Genomic DNA, 19356 nt, shown 5'->3' on the forward strand with positions numbered 1-19356 from the left:
AATTTAAAATTACAATAAGGAGCATAAAAAAATGAATAGAAAAGTAGATAACATAATAATTGGGTTCGGAAAAGCTGGAAAGACGCTGGCTAATTACCTTGGAAATAAAGGAGAGAAGACTGTTCTTGTTGAGAAATCATCAAATATGTATGGTGGAACCTGCATAAACGTGGGGTGCATCCCATCTAAGTTCCTCGCAACTTGTGCAGATAGGAAGGCTTATAGCAATGCTGATAATAAAGCTTACTATAAAGATTCTGTAGTAGGTAAGAAAAACCTTATAGCGAAGCTGAATAAAGCAAATTACGACAAGGTTGAAAGCAATGAAAACGTAGAAGTTCTTGATGGAACAGCCTCGTTTAAAGACGACCACACTATCATAGTTGATAACGGCTCGGATTCATATGAGATATTTGCTGAAAAGATTTTTATCAATACTGGAACTAGGCCGTTTATTCCTGACGTAAAAGGACTGGAAGTAGGTAACCGCATTCATACTAGCGAAACGCTGATGAACCTCGAGGAATTCCCTGAAACGCTAGCTATTTTAGGGAGCGGATTTATAGGGCTAGAGTTTGCAGCAACATATGCAAAGTTTGGAACTAAAGTAACGATTATTGATAATGGGGACAGACTACTTCCAAGAGAAGATGATGATGTAGCAGAAGTAGTATATGAATCATATAAGTCACTAGGTGTTGATATTCTATTCAATTCAGAAATTAATCATGTTGAGCAGAGTGATGAAAAAGTATTGATTTCATATACAGAAAATGGTGACATCAAAGAACTCAAGGTAGATGCACTGCTGGTAGCGACTGGCAGAAGAGCTAATGCCTTGGAACTGCATCTTGAGAATGCTGGAGTTGAAGTTTCTGAAAGAGGATTTATAAATGTAAATGATCACCTACAGACTAACAAGCCGCATATCTTCGCAATGGGGGACATCAATGGCGGGCCTCAGTTCACTTACGTTTCCCTCGATGATTACCGCATTGTGAAAAGCTATTTAGACGGGGATGGAAGCTACTCGCGAAAAGAGCGCCAGGGAATAGCTTTCTCAGCATTTCTACATCCTACATTCTCTAAAGTCGGTCTCGGTGAAAAAGATGCAAGGGAAAAAGGTTATAACGTAAGAGTCTCGAAATTGCCCGTAACGGCTATTCCAAAGGCCAAGATACTTGGAAATCAGGCGGGGATCTACAAGGCTGTCGTTGATGCCGATACTGATCAAATACTTGGAGCAGTGCTTTTTGGAGAGGAGTCTCACGAAGTTATCAATATTGTAGTTACAGCAATGATTGCAAAGCAGCCATACACAGTGCTCGCTAACCAGATATTTACACATCCGACAATGGCGGAGGCACTTAATGACTTGTTCGGTTCGGTTAAGTAATAAGTATCATTTAATTAACGGTATGCGTGTAACTTGCAATTCACGAATAAACACTATATAGTTAATTAGATACAAAAAGGAGGGACTTTTATATGACAAATTACAAAACTAGCACGGTATGCGTGCAGGGTGGCTACGAGCCAAAGAACGGAGAACCAAGAGTAGTTCCAATAGTTCAGTCCACTACTTTTAAGTACGAATCATCAGAGCAGATGGGAAATCTATTCGACTTAAAAGAGTCTGGATATTTTTATACTAGACTTTCTAACCCAACTAATGATGCAGTAGCAAACAAGATTTGCCAGCTAGAGGGTGGTGTTGCAGCTATACTTACATCATCTGGTCAGGCTGCAAACTTCTATGCTATGATGAATATTGCAAGCGCGGGTGATCACATTATTTCTAGCTCTGCTATATACGGTGGGACATACAATCTTATCGCACATACTATGAAGCAGATGGGGATAGAGTCTACGTTTGTTGAACCAGATATATCACCTGAGGAGTTAGAGAAGAAGTTCCAGCCTAACACAAAACTTGTATTCGGTGAGACTTTATCAAATCCTTCACTGAGTGTTCTAGATATTGAAAAGTTTGCTAATGCTGCACATAAGCATGGTGTACCGCTAATCGTAGATAATACATTCCCTACGCCAATTTTCTGCAAACCTTTCGAGTGGGGCGTTGATATCGTCACACACTCAACTACAAAATATATGAATGGTACCGCTAATTCAGTCGGTGGAGCAGTTGTAGATTCAGGTAACTTCGACTGGACTAAGCACAGCGACAGGTTCCCGGGACTTACAACTCCTGACGAGACATATCACGGCACTGTTTATACAGAGAGCTTTGGCAAGGCCGCATACATTGTAAAGATGACGACTAATCTTATGCGTGACCTCGGATCTATTCCTTCACCTCAAAATGCCTTCTATCTGGGAATTGGACTTGAGACGCTACATCTGAGAATGGAAAGACATTTCCAGAATGCGCTTGCTCTCGCTAAGCATCTCGAAAATCATCCTAAGGTTTCCTGGGTTTCGTTCTCAGGACTAGAAAATGATAGCCAGCACGAGCTCGCGGAGAAGTATCTTCCTAACGGATCTTGCGGAGTTATCGCATTTGGAGTAAAAGGCGGTAGAGAGGCAGCAATTAAGTTCATGGATTCGCTAAAGCTCGCAGCAATAGTTACACACGTAGCTGATTCAAGAACTTGTGTGCTTCATCCTGCATCGACCACGCATAGACAGATGAACGATGAGGAGCTAGCAGCGGCTGGAATCTCTCAGGATCTAGTGAGAATGTCAGTAGGTATCGAGGATATCGACGATATAATCGCCGACGTTGATCAGGCTCTTGAGCAGTAATTGCTTAAATATCGCTTTATAAATTAAATAAATAGAATTATCTAAAAGGAGTTTCTTACCAGTTTGTTTTCCGAGGCAAAGAGGCTCCTTTTTATTTGTTATATTGGAAATAGATATAACAATATGAAGCTAAAGAAGCTAATAATTGGATAAATGGTTTTGAAGAAACTATTTTCGGGTTATAATTTAGATAAAATAGGTCTAATTGCGTATGAAATTGTTAATTATAATTTAAAAGTTTAGAAATTATAGGATTCTCAAATGGGTGGCATGTAAAATGAAAAAAATTTTTAAAGTATTTATGATAGTATTGCAGATATCTTTAGCAACTGCTGGATTAATTGAACTGATTCACTATCTAAATGGTAGTGGATCAACTATGAGCCCATATCTGACTGGTAGTTCGGCAGTAGTGTTTTATTTATGGGGAATAAGAAATATTTTAACTTTTAATAAAGAGAATGAATAACGGCGAAGGGGGTGAACTTGTGAGTGATGGTAATTATTTGGTAATTGGTAAATATACTATAATTTTAACGGTGCTATGCATCTCTATTATGATATTTACCATTGTTAGAAGGGTTATGACGAAAAAATATAAAGGTGACCATATGGCCAGTGGGATGATTATCGGTATTTCCGTAGGTCTGTTAGCAGGCATTCTGTTTGAAAGATCTGGATTTGGAATGGTTATGGGAATGTCTATCGGGGAGATAATAGGAATGACAATAGGGGTATTAATCCCTAAAAAGTAAGCATTTAGACAAAATATGTTTCCTTTTAAACTGGCGCAATTGAATCGCTTAAAATATAATACCTATTTTGTCTAAAAAAAACAACATTTAACAGCATATCTATGGTAATATATCAAGAGTATGTTAACTAGAGATAATTTTCGGAGGAACAAGATGAATTGTTTTGGCATTTTTGATAACAACAATGTAGAGACAAGACGAACATCGAAGACTGGGAAGCAGGGAGAAGTAGCTAGAAGGGCATCATCTATAGCGCTATCTTGCATGCTTGGTTTTACCATGCTTATATCACCAGTTACAGTAAGGGCTGAAGGTGGTCAGCCGAGATCGCTGAACAATTCAGTCAACTACACATTAGCTGGAGAGACAGATGGAGTTTTGGACTACGCTAGAACCGATTTCGCCAAGGAGGATGCCTCTGGTATCCATCTAACAGTTACTAAGTGGGCAAAGTTACCAGGTAGCTGGGGCGGTACAGATAAAGGACCGTATAACGGTAGATTCCTAATTAACTTCTTTGACGATGATTTCTACAAGCAGATTCAGTCAATTGAAGTACGCGGAGTTCAGTTTGAAAAAGAAGCAGATGGAGCACTTTGGAAGGTGCCTATCAATAATCAAACTTTCCAATCAGGTTTAATCGGGGTCGTTACTAACACAGACGTTATTATCAAGCTCAAGAATGGTGCTACACTTACGAGCCTAGGGCTTGATTCAAAGAAAATTGATTTTACAACTACTTGGGTAAGATCAGATGGAAAAGCAGATAGGGGTGGAAATGACAATGGGTTCATTCTCAAGAATAACCCTAATGTTCCTGCGCTTCCAACCAATTCCGGTGCTGGTAATGATGACTACCTAGGAACTGGACTGAATCTTCTTACAACTGATGGTACACAGTCGAAGGATGGTAATTTTTCAGGTGGCAATACCGGCAAGCTTGTAAGCTACGATGCCAAGAACAAGGTTATAAAGTCGACAGTTTCTTTCAAGCCTGACCAGAACTTCCTGCAGGCAAATAGCGGATGGGTTCTATATATCAATGAAGTAATTCCGAAGGAGCTGCTCAAGTACATCGATACTAATGAGGTTAGACTTGGTGTTTCCACACCAACTGGTACAATCACAGCGTCTAATCCTATTAAGCTAACTGTAGACCCTAACGGAAATGGTGTAATTTCTACAAAAGATACCCCGGCACTCAGCATAGTTGGCGATGACTGGAGCAAGGTAGAACAAGTTAGGAATACCCTTGATTCACAAGTTTTCTACGGAGCACTAGGACAGAGAAGGTCATATACAATTGAGTATAAGCTGAAGTCGAACGTTACAAATCAGGATTTCGCAAAGGCTCTAAACAATTATATCACTGCTAATAATCAGCAGCTTAACTTTGAGTCATGGCTCACAGCTGACTTTGTAGATTCTACAAACGCATTTAAGGGAATTAGAAAGCCTGACGGTGGGAAGCCTAATAAGAGAATTCAGCACTCATATACTAACGCATTCCTTGAGGTTCTTGACACGGATAAGGACGGTCTATTTGACTTTGTAGAAGACGAAATAGGTTCTGATAAGTATAACGTTGATACTGACGGCGATGGAGTTCCTGATGGTCAGGAATACCTAACAGATAAGACTGATCCGACAAAGGCTAATTCGTATCTGGTAGTTAAGCCAAATGTTACAACGACGAACATCGAAGCAAATAGAGCAGAGACAATCAAGGGAACTGTTCCAAAGACAATTTATAATAACCCTGCAGATGAAACTAAGAAGCTAACCGCTACTAACACTGATGCGGGTAACGTTATTGTAAAAGCCTATAAATACGTCGCTGATGATACAGATTACACTCATGAGACGGCTAAGGCAGAGACTACAATACCGTTTTCTGATTTGAAAGATGGAAAATTTAGCATAAACGTTCCAGCAGGAACTTTTGCAGACGGTGATAAAGTCATACTTGTAGCTTACTCACCGGATGGAAAGAATCCTATGGTTTCGAGCACTAAGGTAAATGTTGGTGCTATCAAAGTCACATTTGATACTAATGGCGGAAAATGGGCAGATGGTACGAATGTAGACAAGGTTGTATCAGCAGTAAACGGAAAAGCAACTCAGCCAGAAGAGCCTACCCGAGATGGTTATAAATTTATGGGATGGGCTGCAACTTCTGGTGCTACTGAGGCGGATGCGGATATTCTAAAGAATATTACTGAAGCCAAAGAAGTCTTTGCTGTATGGAAGGATAACAAGGCTCCAGTAATTGATAACATTGGAGACCAGACAGTTATCGAGGGACAGCCAATCACAGAGATTACTGTTACAACTGATGATCCTACTGCTACTGTTACGGTTAAAGATTTACCGACTGGAGTTCAGTATTCGAATGGAAAAATAAGCGGAACTCCTAAAGTTACTGACTGGCATGGTAATGAGGAAACTCGAGAGATTACCGTTACGGTAGAGGCTAAGGATTCCGCAGGAAATACTTCTACAAAGACATTTAAAATCACAGTTCAGAGGGATACCGATAAGGATGGTATACCAGATGTTACTGATCTTGATGATGATGGAGATGGATACCTAGATTCTGAAGAAACAGCTAAGGGATCCGATCCAAAGAATTCAAAGTCAGTACCGGCAGGTATGATAACACCGATTGCTCAGACTACAGTTACAAATCCGATTCAGACGGTTAATGATAAAACAGCAATTACGAATATAGTTGTAACACCGGGGGCTTCTGGCGCAACTGTTACCGTTGATAACAGTAAGTTACCAAGCGGAGTAACTTATGATGCAGGTACAAAGACAATAAGCGGTACACCAAATGTAACAAATTGGGGTAGTACAGAAGAAAAGCGTAAGTTTGAAATTCCTGTTGTAGTTAAGAATCCAGACGGCTCTAAGATTACAAAGACAGTAGAAATCACTGTACTTAGAGATACAGATGGAGATGGTGATCCAGATATCACTGATACGGATGATGATGGAGATGGATACTCTGATACAGAGGAGACGACAAAAGGATCTGATCCGAAGAATAGTCACTCTATACCAGCAGGTACGATTACTCCAGCAGACCCGTTAAATATTATTAATCCAGTACAGACTGTTGTTGATAGACATCCTATTAATGATATAACTATTGGAACGATAGATATTGACTCGACTGAATATGTTGATAGTGCAAAACTTCCACCGGGAGTTACATATAATCCAGGAACTCTCTCAATAACTGGAACACCTAATGTGACTAACTGGGGTAGCAATGAAGAAAAGCGCAAGTACGAAATTCCTATAGTCGTTACAAACTCAGATGGTTCATCGATTACTAGAATCGTAGAAATAACTGTTCTAAGAGATACAGACGGAGATGGTGATCCAGATATAACAGACCCAGATGATGACGGTGATGGATATACCGATCTCGCAGAAAAGACACAAGGTTCTGATCCTAAGAGTGCAAGCTCTATTCCAGCGGCTGTTGTGACACCTGTTGCTCCAACTACTATCACAAATGGGACACAGACGGTTAATGATAAGACAGCAATTACAAATATTGTAGTAACACCTGGAAATGCAGCGTCTGTAGTTACAGTAGATAATAGTAAGCTACCAAATGGTGTTACCTACGATGCAGGTACTAAGACTATCAGTGGTACACCAAATGTTACCGATTGGGGTAGCACAGAAGAAAAGCGTAAGTTCGAGATTCCTGTAGTTGTTACGAATCCAGATGGAACTAAAATCACCAAAACTGTAGAGATTACAGTACTAAGGGATACAGATGGCGATGGTGATCCTGACATCACAGATACAGATGATGACGGAGATGGCGTACCAGATACGGTAGAGACGGCAAAGGGCTCAGATCCTAAGAATGCGAATTCTAGACCAGCTGCTGTTATAACTCCTGTGGCGCCAACTACTATCACGAATGGTACACAGTCTGTAAATGATAAAACCGCAATTACTAACATTGTAGTAACACCTGGAAATAATAATGCAACTGTATCTGTAGATACAAGCAAGCTACCAAACGGCGTAACTTACAACCCAGCAACTAAGACTATTAGTGGCACGCCAAACGTAACTGATTGGGGTAGTACAGAAGAAAAACGCAAGTTTGAAGTTCCTGTTGTAGTTACGAATCCAGATGGCTCTAAGATTACCAAGACTGTTGAAATCACAGTACTAAGGGACACTGACGGGGATGGCGATCCAGATATCACTGATCCAGATGACGATGGAGATGGCGTATCTGATGTAGAGGAAAATGCGAGAGGATCTAACCCTAAGAATAGAGGGTCTGTCCCTGCTGCAGTGATAGTTCCAGTATCACCTACGACAATCACTAATGGAACGCAGAGCGTTAATGATAAGACTGCGATTAGCAATATCGTAGTGACACCTGGAAATAATAATGCAACTGTGTCTGTAGACAATAGCAAGCTACCAAATGGTGTTACCTACGATGCAGGTACTAAGACTATCAGTGGTACACCAAATGTTACCGATTGGGGTAGCACAGAAGAAAAACGCAAGTTTGAAATTCCAGTAGTCATTACGAATCCAGATGGTTCTAAGATTACCAAGACTGTTGAAATCACAGTACTAAGGGATACAGATGGTGATGGTGATCCTGACATCACAGATACGGATGATGATGGCGATGGCGTACCAGATACGGTAGAGACGGCAAAGGGATCAGACCCTAAGAATGCGAACTCTAGACCAGCTGCTGTTGTAACTCCTGTGACACCAACTACTGTTACGAATGGTACGCAGTCTGTAAATGATAAGACTGCGATTAGTAACATCACAATTACACCTGGAGCTACAGGTTCTACAGTAACAGTAGATACAAGCAAGCTACCAAATGGCGTAACTTACAACCAAGCAACTAAGACTATCAGTGGAACACCAAACGTAACTGATTGGGGTAGTACAGAAGAAAAGCGTAAGTTTGAGATTCCAGTAGTCATTACGAATCCAGATGGTTCTAAGATTACCAAGACTGTTGAAATCACAGTACTAAGGGATACAGATGGCGATGGTGATCCAGATATTACCGATACGGATGATGATGGCGATGGTATACCAGATACGGTTGAGACAGCAAAGGGTTCAGACCCTAAGAATGCGAACTCTCGACCAGCTGCTACGATTACACCTATTGCGCAGCCAACGATCACTAATGGAACACAGAGTGTTAATGATAAGACTGCGATTAGCAATATCGTAGTGACACCTGGAAATAATAATGCAACTGTGTCTGTAGACAATAGCAAGCTACCAAATGGTGTTACCTACGATGCAGGTACTAAGACTATCAGTGGAACACCAAACGTAACTGATTGGGGTAGTACGGAAGAAAAACGCAAGTTTGAGATTCCAGTAGTCATTACGAATCCAGATGGTTCTAAGATTACCAAGACTGTTGAAATCACAGTACTAAGGGATACAGATGGTGACGGTGATCCTGACATCACAGATACGGATGACGATGGCGATGGCGTTCCAGATACGGTAGAGACGGCAAAGGTCTCAGATCCTAAGAATGCGAATTCTAGACCAGCTGCTACGATTACACCTATTGCACAGCCAACGATCACTAATGGAACGCAGAGCGTTAATGATAAGACTGCGATTAGCAATATCGTAGTAACACCAGGAAATAATAACGCAACTGTAACTGTAGACAGTAGCAAACTACCAAACGGTGTAACTTATGATTCAGGAACTAAGACAATTAGTGGCACGCCAAATGTAACTGATTGGGGTAGTACGGAAGAAAAACGCAAGTTTGAGATTCCAGTAGTCATTACGAATCCAGATGGTTCCAAGATTACCAAGACTGTTGAAATCACAGTGCTAAGGGATACAGATGGTGACGGTGATCCAGACATTACAGATACGGATGATGACGGAGATGGATATTCAGATGCTGTTGAAGATTCAAATGGAACTAATCCTAAGGATGCGAATTCTAGACCAACCTCTGGTGCAAACTCAGGAAGGCCAGGAGGACATAATGCACGTAATCATGCAGGAAAGACTCCACTAAGATCCGTTTTCGGTCCTAAGACAGGAGATAGCTTTGAGGTTTATGTATATGCAGGATTTGCTATCTTTGCAGCATTTGAAGCAGCAATTCTGATGCTAATTCGCAAGAGAAGAAGAGACCGTTAATAGGAGCACTAGTTGCACGAATTTTAACCTTCTCTAAACCTTAGAAGGTATTAATGGTTAATAAAATGGGCTTGAGCACAGTGCTCAGGTCCATTTTTCTATCTAAATAAATTAAGATATTAATATATGATAAAATCTCGATAATTGCACAAATGCTTGGTAATATCGTGTATAATGTGTGAACAAGTATGTAAATTTTGACATACTGGAATAGGTTATTTTTTATTCATGAAAGTAAAGGGTTTGAAATGAGTATTAGAAAATCTCTTACACCTATCTTGGTGACACTGGTAACCTTAATTTCAGCATTCATAATGTTTGGTTTAGAAGCTAACGCAGCGACTGTAAATGCGAGCAGTACTGCAGAGATTCAGCAGGCAATTAACAATGCTACAGGGGCTACTGAAATTGTTCTTACTAGAGATATGGATCTCAGTACACCGATTAATGTGCCAGCAGGTAAGGACATCACTTTGAAGGGTGCTGTAACAATCACTAAGAAGAACACTGGAATAGCTGTAAAGATTGCGGAAGGTGGGTCTTTGACATGGCAGGATGTTAAGCTAGATGGAAATCAGCTTGGCACAAACTATAGTTCCGCCATCATCGATAATGCTGGTAAACTCACGATGAATAGCGGAGAAATCAAGAATGTAAAAACTGATTCGGGATTTGTTGGCATAGTTAAAGTGAGAGGGACAAATGCTTCGTTCACTATGAACGGTGGCTCGATTCACAATAACAAGATGTCTAACCAGTTTATTGCTGTTGTCAAGGTTACAGAGGGTGCTTCATTCACTATGAACGGTGGTGATATCTCTAATAACACTCTTACACCAGATGGAAGCTCTGGAAATAATGCTGCCGTAACCGTTGAGGGAATCAAGGGAAGCTCAACTATGGTAATGAATGGGGGTACCATCACTGGCAATAGTGCTGATTTTGGCGGAGTGCTCGTTGGAAGCTTCAGTACAGCAAGTACGCGTGACCTTAACTGGTCAAATTCAGCGTATATCTTTTCGACCGGTAAGATGACAATGAATGGGGGTACCATCTCTAACAATACTGCTAACTCGCTTGGTGGCGGTATAGCTGTTAATGGAGCGGGTCAGCTTACAATGGAAGGTGGAACTATTTCTGGAAACAAGGCACCATTTGGCGGTGGAATAGGAATTAATGACTATCTTCTTTCTAACGACCGTGGTTCATACCCAGAGAGCACTTGGAGAAGATTTTTCCCTACTAAGGTAACGATAAACAACGGTACTATCACTGGTAACCATGCGGTTCTAACTGGTCACAAGGTAAATAATGACCCTTATGCAGAGAACGGCGTAGGTGGTGGTATCTACGTTGCTTCACAGGAAGTTACTATAAATGGCGCTAATATCACCAACAATACTGCTGGAAAGCAGGGTGGTGGAGTATATGTTGCCGCTGTACCATATAGGCTTCAGATGGGTAAGACTATGGTGACTGGAAATACAGCTACAAAGCTTGGTGGCGGAATGTGGCTTTGCCCAACAGGAAGTGCAAAGACGGCAATTACTAATGGCGCTTCGTTCTTTGACAACACAGCAGGTACTGGTGCAAATAACAATGATACAACTGCAGCTGGAGATGATGTTGCATCCATTTCAAAGAATGACCCAGCTACACAGACTCTAATACTATCTAATAATGGATTAGATAATTGGCTTGTTCACTGGTATGAAGATGGAAAGATTGATAATTCATATCTAGGCGCATCTAACGGAAGTGATAGATACCCTAATACAGTTAACCCTCCTGTTGATAGAGGTACGTTAAATGGAATAACTGATAACATCAGTTTGAAGTCCATTATGTCAGATCAGGGTAAGGCAGCAGCTAGAACATCCGCAAAGGTTGTAGTTACAGGAAATAAAGCACCTCGTGGTGGTGGAATTGGATCTAATGGTGAAGTTGATTTTGGAACATCTCCAATTAACTACGACAAGATAAAACTAGAAGTCACAAAGAAGTGGGAAACTGATAATAATGATCATGTAACATCTGTAACAGTTGGTTTGTTCAGAGTTACTAAGAGTGTCATTGACGGCGTGGTGCTGAAGGATGCAAATGGTAATCCTATAGATACAACTGGCTGGACTGCTAGCCAGCTATCCGAAGCAAAGATTAAACAGCTGATGGAAAGCGGGTCTACTGATTATCAGCAAATTGATCAGGTTGTTCTTAATGATGCAAATAACTGGAAACATAGCTTCGTTGACTTAATAAAGTTCAACATGGTGAATGATGCTCAGGATACTAATAATCCTTTCATTTATGTTGTTCGTGAAATGGACAGCAATGGAAACTGGGTTCAGAATGAGTCGAAAGCAAATTTTGGAACACAGACGATAAAGGTTGCATATGAAATAGTTACAGAGGCTACTGGTGATTCAAAACAGACAATCTCCAATAATGTTGCGCCAGAAGAGATGACCATAGAGGTTAAAAAGGATTGGGTAGGTAAGAAAGCTAGCGAAGTTAAGGTCCAGCTATACAAAAATGGAGCTCCGCTGGGGACAGTCGTTACATTAAATGCCGCTAATAACTGGACAACAAGATTTGAGAATCTCCTCGTAAAGGATGCCGGTGCAGCGAATAATAACGAATATAAGGTTCTTGAAGTTGGAGAGTCAAATGGTGAAATTACCATTAATGGTAGTACTTATAAAGTAACCTATGGTGAGATTGACCAGGATGGCAAGACTGTTATTACCAATGCTGAAAAGCCAAAGCCAAACCCTAAGAATCCTCCTAAGAAGGTTAAGCGCACACCTAAGACTGGTGATGCAAATCATGTGGTATTCTTCACGATTCTAGGAATTGGTGCACTTGTATCACTCGGCTTCGTATATGGAGTAAAAAGAAAGTATATGTAAGGCCTTAGTTTAACAAATATTACAACCAATAAAAGCGTTTGCCATGAACTTCGGCAAACGCTTTTTTCTTATAAATAAGTGATTTTTAAATTGCTTTACACCATGTATAAGTGATAATAAATCTCTAAATGTATCATACTAATTAGTGATTTTCTTACTCTTCCGATGCAGATGATATAAGATCGCAAGTGTTGGTAGAATGCATACGTACGATGTAACATTTAGAAGTGTGTTAGTAAAGTCAGTATCGAGTGAAGGTGGCAATGTTCCGCTCAGATTGTTAATGCCGTGTGCAAATGCAACAAACACCAGCGATCTGCACTTCTTCATGAAGTAAGCTAGGATCATGCCAAAGATTGCCGTATACACACCCTGTATAAAGCTTCCGTGCCATATACCGAACATAACACCGGTTATGATTACAGGAAACCATGAACTTCTCGTTGCATTCTCAAAGCTGCTAAAGATGATTCCGCGGAAAAGTATTTCCTCGATTATCGGTCCTACTACAACAATCGCAAGGAATAGCCATATATACGGGCCTTTCTCCATATCGCTATATAGCGAATCAAATCCTTTGACTTGCTTTGCGAGAAAAGGTGAATAATCAGCAATAATGTACACGCCGTTTAACCAAAGGCTCGATATTCCACCCGTACCGAAGCCGAGGATTATAGCATATATTACTCCAGTTGGTTTAGATATACGAACTTCGGGCTCTCTTTTGGTAAAAACTGTGCGATAAAATATGTAGCATATGATAGATAATACGAAAGCTATGGATGCATCCATAAAGCTCGCGCTTGAACTCAGAAATTTATCGCTAACTGAAAATAATGTTAGTCCTCTTTCTATAACAACGGATACTAAAGATGCCAATATGTCATATACAAACAAAAATATAAATGGTAGAAATAAAAATAGTAGTCTTTTTAAAGGTGATTTTTTTGTATCCAATTTATTTGCCTCCAATCATTTGATTTATATGATATCATAAACCTTAAATTGATAATAGAAATAATCGATGGTGCATTATATAATGACAAGAATAACAAAATGATTTTGCAATTACGAAAGGATATTATATGCATATATTTACACTGATAAGTCTTAAACTGTTTATAGGGTTCATTGTGATGATTCTAATTATTAAACGTGGGATTAAATCGCATAGGGATGTTTTCCTAGCGGAATATGAAGACGGCAAATTGTATTTTACAACTTATAAGTAGACAAGTGAAGAATTGCGAGGACTGAATGTACTTAATAACATTTGCAATAGTCACAGCATTTATAGCATTCCTGCTGTATTCATTTATCTATCTAGCTACTCCAAAGAAAAAGATATATGACTTCATCATCATTCATGGTGCTGGTCTTCGTGACGGTGAATATGTCACGACGCTGTTAAAGCAGAGAATTGACAAGGCCATTGAAGCTTTTCATAACTCCAGTAATCCGAACATTAAGATTATTTGTAGTGGTGGACAAGGGTCAGATGAGAAAGTTTCTGAAGCTAAAGCCATGGCAAATTACATTGCATCCAATACGGAAGTACCGATGGGCCGTGTGCTTCTCGAAGAAAAATCTACTACGACATATGAGAATTTGCTGTTTTCAAAAGAAATCGGAGAAGAGTTAGTAGATAAACCGAAGTTCTTGTTTGTAACTAATAATTATCATGTGTATAGAACTAGCGCTTATGCAAGAAAGATTAAGATGGACGGAGACGGACTAGGGTGTAGAACCGCGGGTTATTATATTCCATCTGCTTTCATAAGAGAGTTTATCGCTGCTTGCGTAAAGATTAAATGGGCATTTGTAGTACTCTATGCAATATTATTTATCTTCCTGTTCTTGCTATAGGATAGAAATAAACAAGTCAATATTAACAATTTTATATGAGATAATTTTAAGCATCTGTAAACGATATATGATTACAATTCTGTGTATATCAAAAGCAGGTGCTCTTATTATTTTATAAAATCTTATGCACACAGTATATATATGTGATTTTTTTAGGTATACTGACCTCTAATATTTGTTAGATGTATCTAATATGATAATATAGACATAATAAATTTGCGATTACAATTTATTATAACGGCTTTATATGATAATGAGAGGTTTGAGGAAACATGGAATCAAGTAGAATCAAGCGTAAACGCCAAAAAGAGATAATGCTAGTTTCACAGATGATCAAGCTTTATTGTCATAAAAATCATACTAATCGGAATGGAAAAGAACTTTGCGATGAATGTCAAGAGTTGATCGAGTATGCGCGTGAACGTAGCGAGAAATGCCGTTTTATGAAGAGCAAGTCATTTTGCAGTAACTGTAAGATTCACTGCTACTCGCCAGATATGAGAGATAAAATTAAGAAGGTCATGCGTTATAGTGGACCGCGAATTATCATATATCATCCGCTTCTGTGTCTAAGACATGTTATAACAGGAGCGAAGGAAAAGAGGAGAACTAGGCGTGATTAAGATGAGGCTTATTAAGCTATTGAAGGGCTCTGGAAAGTACATAATCTATCAGATTGCATGGCAGTGGCTTTCACTGCTCGCTCAGATTGCGATAGTATGGCAGGTAACTCAGTTAATCGATGAAGCGTGGCAAAAGAGTATTACAAGCTCCGGTGTTCTTATGACTATTGGAATTGTATCGGCTGGACTTATCGTTAGGTTTATTTGCGACCGTTTATATTCACGTTCGTGTTATTTGGCTAGTGTCGATGTTAAGCGTGTGCTTAGAGAGCAAATATATAGAAAGGTTCTATGGCTAGGACCATCATACCGCGAGCAGATTAGAACATCTGAAATTGTGCAGATGACTGGTGAAGGCGTAGAACAGCTTGAGACTTATTTTGGCAGGTATCTAAGCCAGTTTTTATACGCGCTTTTAGCACCGTTTTCTCTATTTATTATAATTTCAAGAATTAGCTTAAGAACAGCTGTCGTGTTACTCGCTGCAGTTCCGCTTATTCCGATTGTAATCATGTTAGTAATGTTTATTGCTAGAAAGATTCTCGGGAATTACTTCGATATATATTATGGCCTTGGAGACAGCTTTCTCGAGAAGCTGCAGGGAATGACAACTCTGAAGATTTATAGAGCTGACCGGAGGGCAGTAGAGCAGATAGATAGTGAATCAGAGCAGTTCCGCAAGATAACGATGAAGGTTCTGATGATGCAACTTAACAGCACCTCGATTATGGACATTATCGCTTACGGTGGGGCAGCTGCTGGAATTATAAGTGCGCTAACAGAATTTTCTGACCGTAACATCAATGTTTCGGGAGTGTTAATGTGCATATTCTTAGCTGCAGAGTTTTTTCTTCCCATGCGCCTCCTTGGTAGCTTCTTCCATATCGGAATGAACGGTATGAAGGCAAGCGATAGAATATTTGCATTTCTTAATCTGCCAGAGCAGAAACGTGGAGAAGAGGAAATTGCTGGGAACAAGATAGATATATCGCTCGATAATGTCTCATTTTCTTATGATGAGAGCAGAGAGGTTTTACATGATATAAGTATGAATATAGATTCATGCTCTCTTGTGTCCATCGTTGGAGTTTCGGGCTCAGGAAAATCCACAATTGCTGGAATCTTGCTTGGTAAGAATCATTATTATAGTGGCAGTATAAAAGTTAACGGTACTGAGCATAAAGAATTATCTAGCAAATCGCTTATGGAGAATTTCACTATGATTGGCCATAACAGCTGGGTTTTTAAGGGTACAGTGCGTGAGAACCTGCTTATGGGAAATCCTACGGCAACTGATGCTGAACTGTTAGATGCTTTGGATAATGTAAATCTAAAGAACTTTCTTGAGTCACAGAGCGGTTTAGATACTAGGGTGGAATCAAATGCTTCTAACTTCTCAGGTGGTCAGAAGCAGAGACTTGCCCTAGCTAGAGCTCTCCTTCACGACACACCAGTATACATATTTGATGAAGCAACATCTAACATCGATGCTGACAGTGAGGAAGCTATAATGACAGCTGTTAAGCAGATTGCTAAAAAGAAGACCGTAATCTTAATATCCCATAGACTTGCTAATGTCACAGATAGCGATGCAATATATATGCTTAAAGATGGCAAGATCATCGAAAAAGGTACGCATCATGAACTCATGGGTATCAAGGGAACATATGCAAATCTTTTCTCTGAACAATCAGAGCTTGAAAACTATTCAAGAGGAAGAGAGGAGGCTTAAATATGGACAAAGATATGCGTAGGTCTGATATAGCGATAATGCGGAGACTAATCGTACTAGTAAAGCCTCTTACAGGCGTAATGATAACAGGCATCATACTTGGTGTAGCCGGATTCCTCTGTGCTATATTCCTAACCATTGTAGGTGGCATTGGAGTTATAAAAGGTCTATCCGTATTTGGTGGAGACGTCATGTTCGGCAGCACTGCACTAGATGAAGTGATTTCTTGGAATCAGATATTTGTGCTGCTTATTGGGCTTGCATTAGCGAGAGGTATTCTTCACTATGGCGAGCAGTATTGTAATCACTATATAGCTTTTAGAATTCTTGCGATTATACGTCATAAGGTTTTTGAATGCCTTAGAAAGCTCTGTCCGGCGAAGCTTGAAGGAAAGAACAAGGGCGACCTAATCTCTATTATCACGGGTGATATCGAACTTCTTGAGGTGTTCTTCGCACATACCATATCTCCGATTGTAATTGCATTTTTAACTTCGCTAATAATGGTGGTATTCATAGGAGCTCAAAGCATGGTGGCTGGGGTCATAGCATGTATGGGATACACTGTAGTTGGAGTTGTACTACCGATATGGAACGGTAAGAGAAGTGCTAGTGCTGGAATGAAGTTTCGTAACGGCGTCGGTGAACTAAATGGCTTCGTACTAGATAGCATGTACGGTGTGGATGAGATTCTGCAGTATGGTCAAGGTGATCAGCAGCTCAGTAAGATGAATGAAAAGTCACAATCGCTTGCCGAGGATCAGGAGAATCTGAGCAAATTCGAAGGCTCTCAGAGGGCAGTAACTAATATTGTCATCCAGCTATTCTCTTGGGGCATGTTATTTACGATGATTTACCTTTATATGGAGAGTGCGGCTACATTTTCTGAAGTGCTGATTTCAACACTTGCTATGATGAGCTCCTTCGGACCAGTCGTTGCACTTGCTTCGCTTTCTAATAGCTTAAATCAGACACTTGCCTGCGGGGAGAGAGTCCTGGCACTACTCGAGGAAGCACCTCCGGTCGAGGAAGTATGTGGCAAGGAGCATACTTATTTTGAAGGGGCTAAGGCAGACGATATAACTTTCTCATATGAAGACGAGATTATATTAAAAAATGTAACGGTAGATATTGAAAAGGGTAAGGTGCTCGGAATACATGGTGCTAGCGGTTCTGGAAAATCAACGCTCTTAAAGCTCATAATGAGATTTTGGGATGTGAAAGAGGGCCAGATGCTGATATCTGAAAAGGATATCAAGGAAATCAATACAGATGACCTTCGCTCAATGTCGTCATATGTAACACAGGATACGATACTGTTTCGTGATACCATAGCAAATAATATTAGGATTGCTAATCCAGACGCAGAGCTCGCTAAAGTTGAGGAGGCAGCTAAGAAGGCTAGCATTCACGATTTTATTATTAGACTTCCGCACGGTTATGAGACAAACGTAGGAGAGCTCGGTAGCACTCTGTCTGATGGTGAGAAGCAGAGAGTAGGGCTTGCAAGAGCATTTCTTCATGACTCAGAGCTCTTGCTACTTGACGAACCGACCAGCAATCTAGATGTTCTGAATGAGGGAATTATCCTAAAGTCTCTTGAAAATGAAAAAATAGGAAAGACAATAGTACTCGTATCTCACAGGAAATCGACACTTTCGCTTGCCGATAGAATATATGAGATGGATAACGGCAGATTATCATAATTTAATTATGCTATGAATAAAAATTGAGCATAACTAAGCTGAGAAAGATTGATTTACACTCGGAATTGATAAAGGAGTTAAAAAATGTTCTGGGATAATATAGCAGGCGTATATGACATATTCGTTAAAGTTATAAACAGAAAGACACATAACGAGCTAAAGAGGATAGTTGGCAAATACATAGAGTCAAATGACAATGTGCTCGAGTGTGCGGCAGGAACCGGTATGCTTAGTGCTGTTATAGCTGAAAGGTGTAATACGCTTGTCGCAACTGATTTTGCACCTAAGATGATTAAACGTGCTGAGAAGAACTGCTCGTCTTATACTAATATCAATTTTGAATATGCGAACATCATGTCACTTAAATATCCGGATGATAGCTTTGATAAGGTTATTGCTGGTAACGTGATACATCTTCTAGATGAACCACTAAAGGCACTTGCCGAGTTAAACCGTGTCTGCAAACCTGGTGGACTTTTAATAATTCCAACGTATATGAATCGTGATAAACATGATAAAAAGAGCGCACTGACTGATTCGGTCGGAAAAGCAGGGGCTGATTTTAAACAATATTTTAATGTTGTTAGCTATATTGAATTTTTTAAAACAGCTGGATATGATGATGTAAATGTAGAGCTGGCAGATGGAAGGATTCCGTGTGCAGTTGCAACTATGACTAAATTAATATAAATATGAATGATAAAAAACTGCAAGGAGATGGTTAAAATAGCTCTTCGGTTTGTTCTTAGATGCTTTTTTATATATTAAGCGAAAAGAACTGTTGGGACTCTTATAATT

General features: G+C 39.9%; 12 protein-coding genes. 11 read left to right on the plus strand and 1 reads right to left on the minus strand.

Annotated features, from left to right (window positions below; translation table 11 throughout):
• The first annotated feature begins 31 nt into the window (after positions 1–31).
• The 6 genes from C5Q96_RS02190 (at position 32) to C5Q96_RS02215 (ending at position 12631) form a co-directional block, all read left to right on the plus strand.
• On the plus strand, positions 32–1396 hold the full coding sequence (locus C5Q96_RS02190) for an FAD-dependent oxidoreductase (RefSeq protein ID WP_106056779.1): 1365 nt from the start codon (positions 32–34) through the stop codon (positions 1394–1396).
• Between the two features lie 92 nt (positions 1397–1488).
• Positions 1489–2766, plus strand: a complete 1278-nt coding sequence (locus C5Q96_RS02195) for an O-acetylhomoserine aminocarboxypropyltransferase/cysteine synthase family protein (RefSeq protein ID WP_106056781.1) — start codon at positions 1489–1491, stop codon at positions 2764–2766.
• 277 nt (positions 2767–3043) lie between these two features.
• On the plus strand, positions 3044–3235 hold the full coding sequence (locus tag C5Q96_RS02200) for a hypothetical protein (protein WP_106056783.1): 192 nt from the start codon (positions 3044–3046) through the stop codon (positions 3233–3235).
• A 19-nt stretch (positions 3236–3254) separates the two neighbouring features.
• Positions 3255–3521: a hypothetical protein gene (locus C5Q96_RS02205; RefSeq protein ID WP_158696660.1), complete on the plus strand. Its 267-nt coding sequence runs from the start codon at positions 3255–3257 to the stop codon at positions 3519–3521.
• A 153-nt stretch (positions 3522–3674) separates the two neighbouring features.
• Entirely contained in the window at positions 3675–9722 is a 6048-nt protein-coding gene (locus C5Q96_RS02210) for a putative Ig domain-containing protein (RefSeq protein WP_158696661.1), read from the plus strand.
• Positions 9723–9970: 248 nt separating this feature from the next.
• A complete protein-coding gene (locus tag C5Q96_RS02215) occupies positions 9971–12631 on the plus strand; it encodes a Cna B-type domain-containing protein (protein WP_106056789.1) in 2661 nt (886 codons plus the stop codon).
• Positions 12632–12769: 138 nt separating this feature from the next.
• On the opposite strand, the gene C5Q96_RS02220 is transcribed toward C5Q96_RS02215, so the two are convergent.
• Complete coding sequence (locus C5Q96_RS02220; protein ID WP_106056791.1) at positions 12770–13588, minus strand: CPBP family intramembrane glutamic endopeptidase; 819 nt, start codon at positions 13586–13588, stop codon at positions 12770–12772.
• 300 nt (positions 13589–13888) lie between these two features.
• On the opposite strand from C5Q96_RS02220, the gene C5Q96_RS02225 reads away from it, so the two are divergent.
• The 5 genes from C5Q96_RS02225 to C5Q96_RS02245 all read left to right on the plus strand — a co-directional run bounded on the left by C5Q96_RS02225 (position 13889) and on the right by C5Q96_RS02245 (position 19248).
• On the plus strand, positions 13889–14497 hold the full coding sequence (locus C5Q96_RS02225) for a YdcF family protein (RefSeq protein ID WP_106056793.1): 609 nt from the start codon (positions 13889–13891) through the stop codon (positions 14495–14497).
• A gap of 272 nt (positions 14498–14769) precedes the next feature.
• A complete protein-coding gene (locus C5Q96_RS02230; protein WP_106056796.1) occupies positions 14770–15120 on the plus strand; it encodes a nitrous oxide-stimulated promoter family protein in 351 nt (116 codons plus the stop codon).
• Position 15121: 1 nt separating this feature from the next.
• A complete protein-coding gene (locus tag C5Q96_RS02235; protein ID WP_330403843.1) occupies positions 15122–16852 on the plus strand; it encodes an ABC transporter ATP-binding protein/permease in 1731 nt (576 codons plus the stop codon).
• Between the two features lie 2 nt (positions 16853–16854).
• Entirely contained in the window at positions 16855–18558 is a 1704-nt protein-coding gene (locus C5Q96_RS02240; RefSeq protein WP_106056800.1) for an amino acid ABC transporter ATP-binding/permease protein, read from the plus strand.
• Positions 18559–18642: 84 nt separating this feature from the next.
• Positions 18643–19248, plus strand: coding sequence for a class I SAM-dependent methyltransferase (locus C5Q96_RS02245; RefSeq protein ID WP_106056802.1), 606 nt, complete (start codon positions 18643–18645; stop codon positions 19246–19248).
• Positions 19249–19356 lie beyond the last annotated feature (108 nt).

It is taken from the genome of Mogibacterium diversum, assembly GCF_002998925.1.
GTDB lineage: Bacteria > Bacillota > Clostridia > Peptostreptococcales > Anaerovoracaceae > Mogibacterium > Mogibacterium diversum.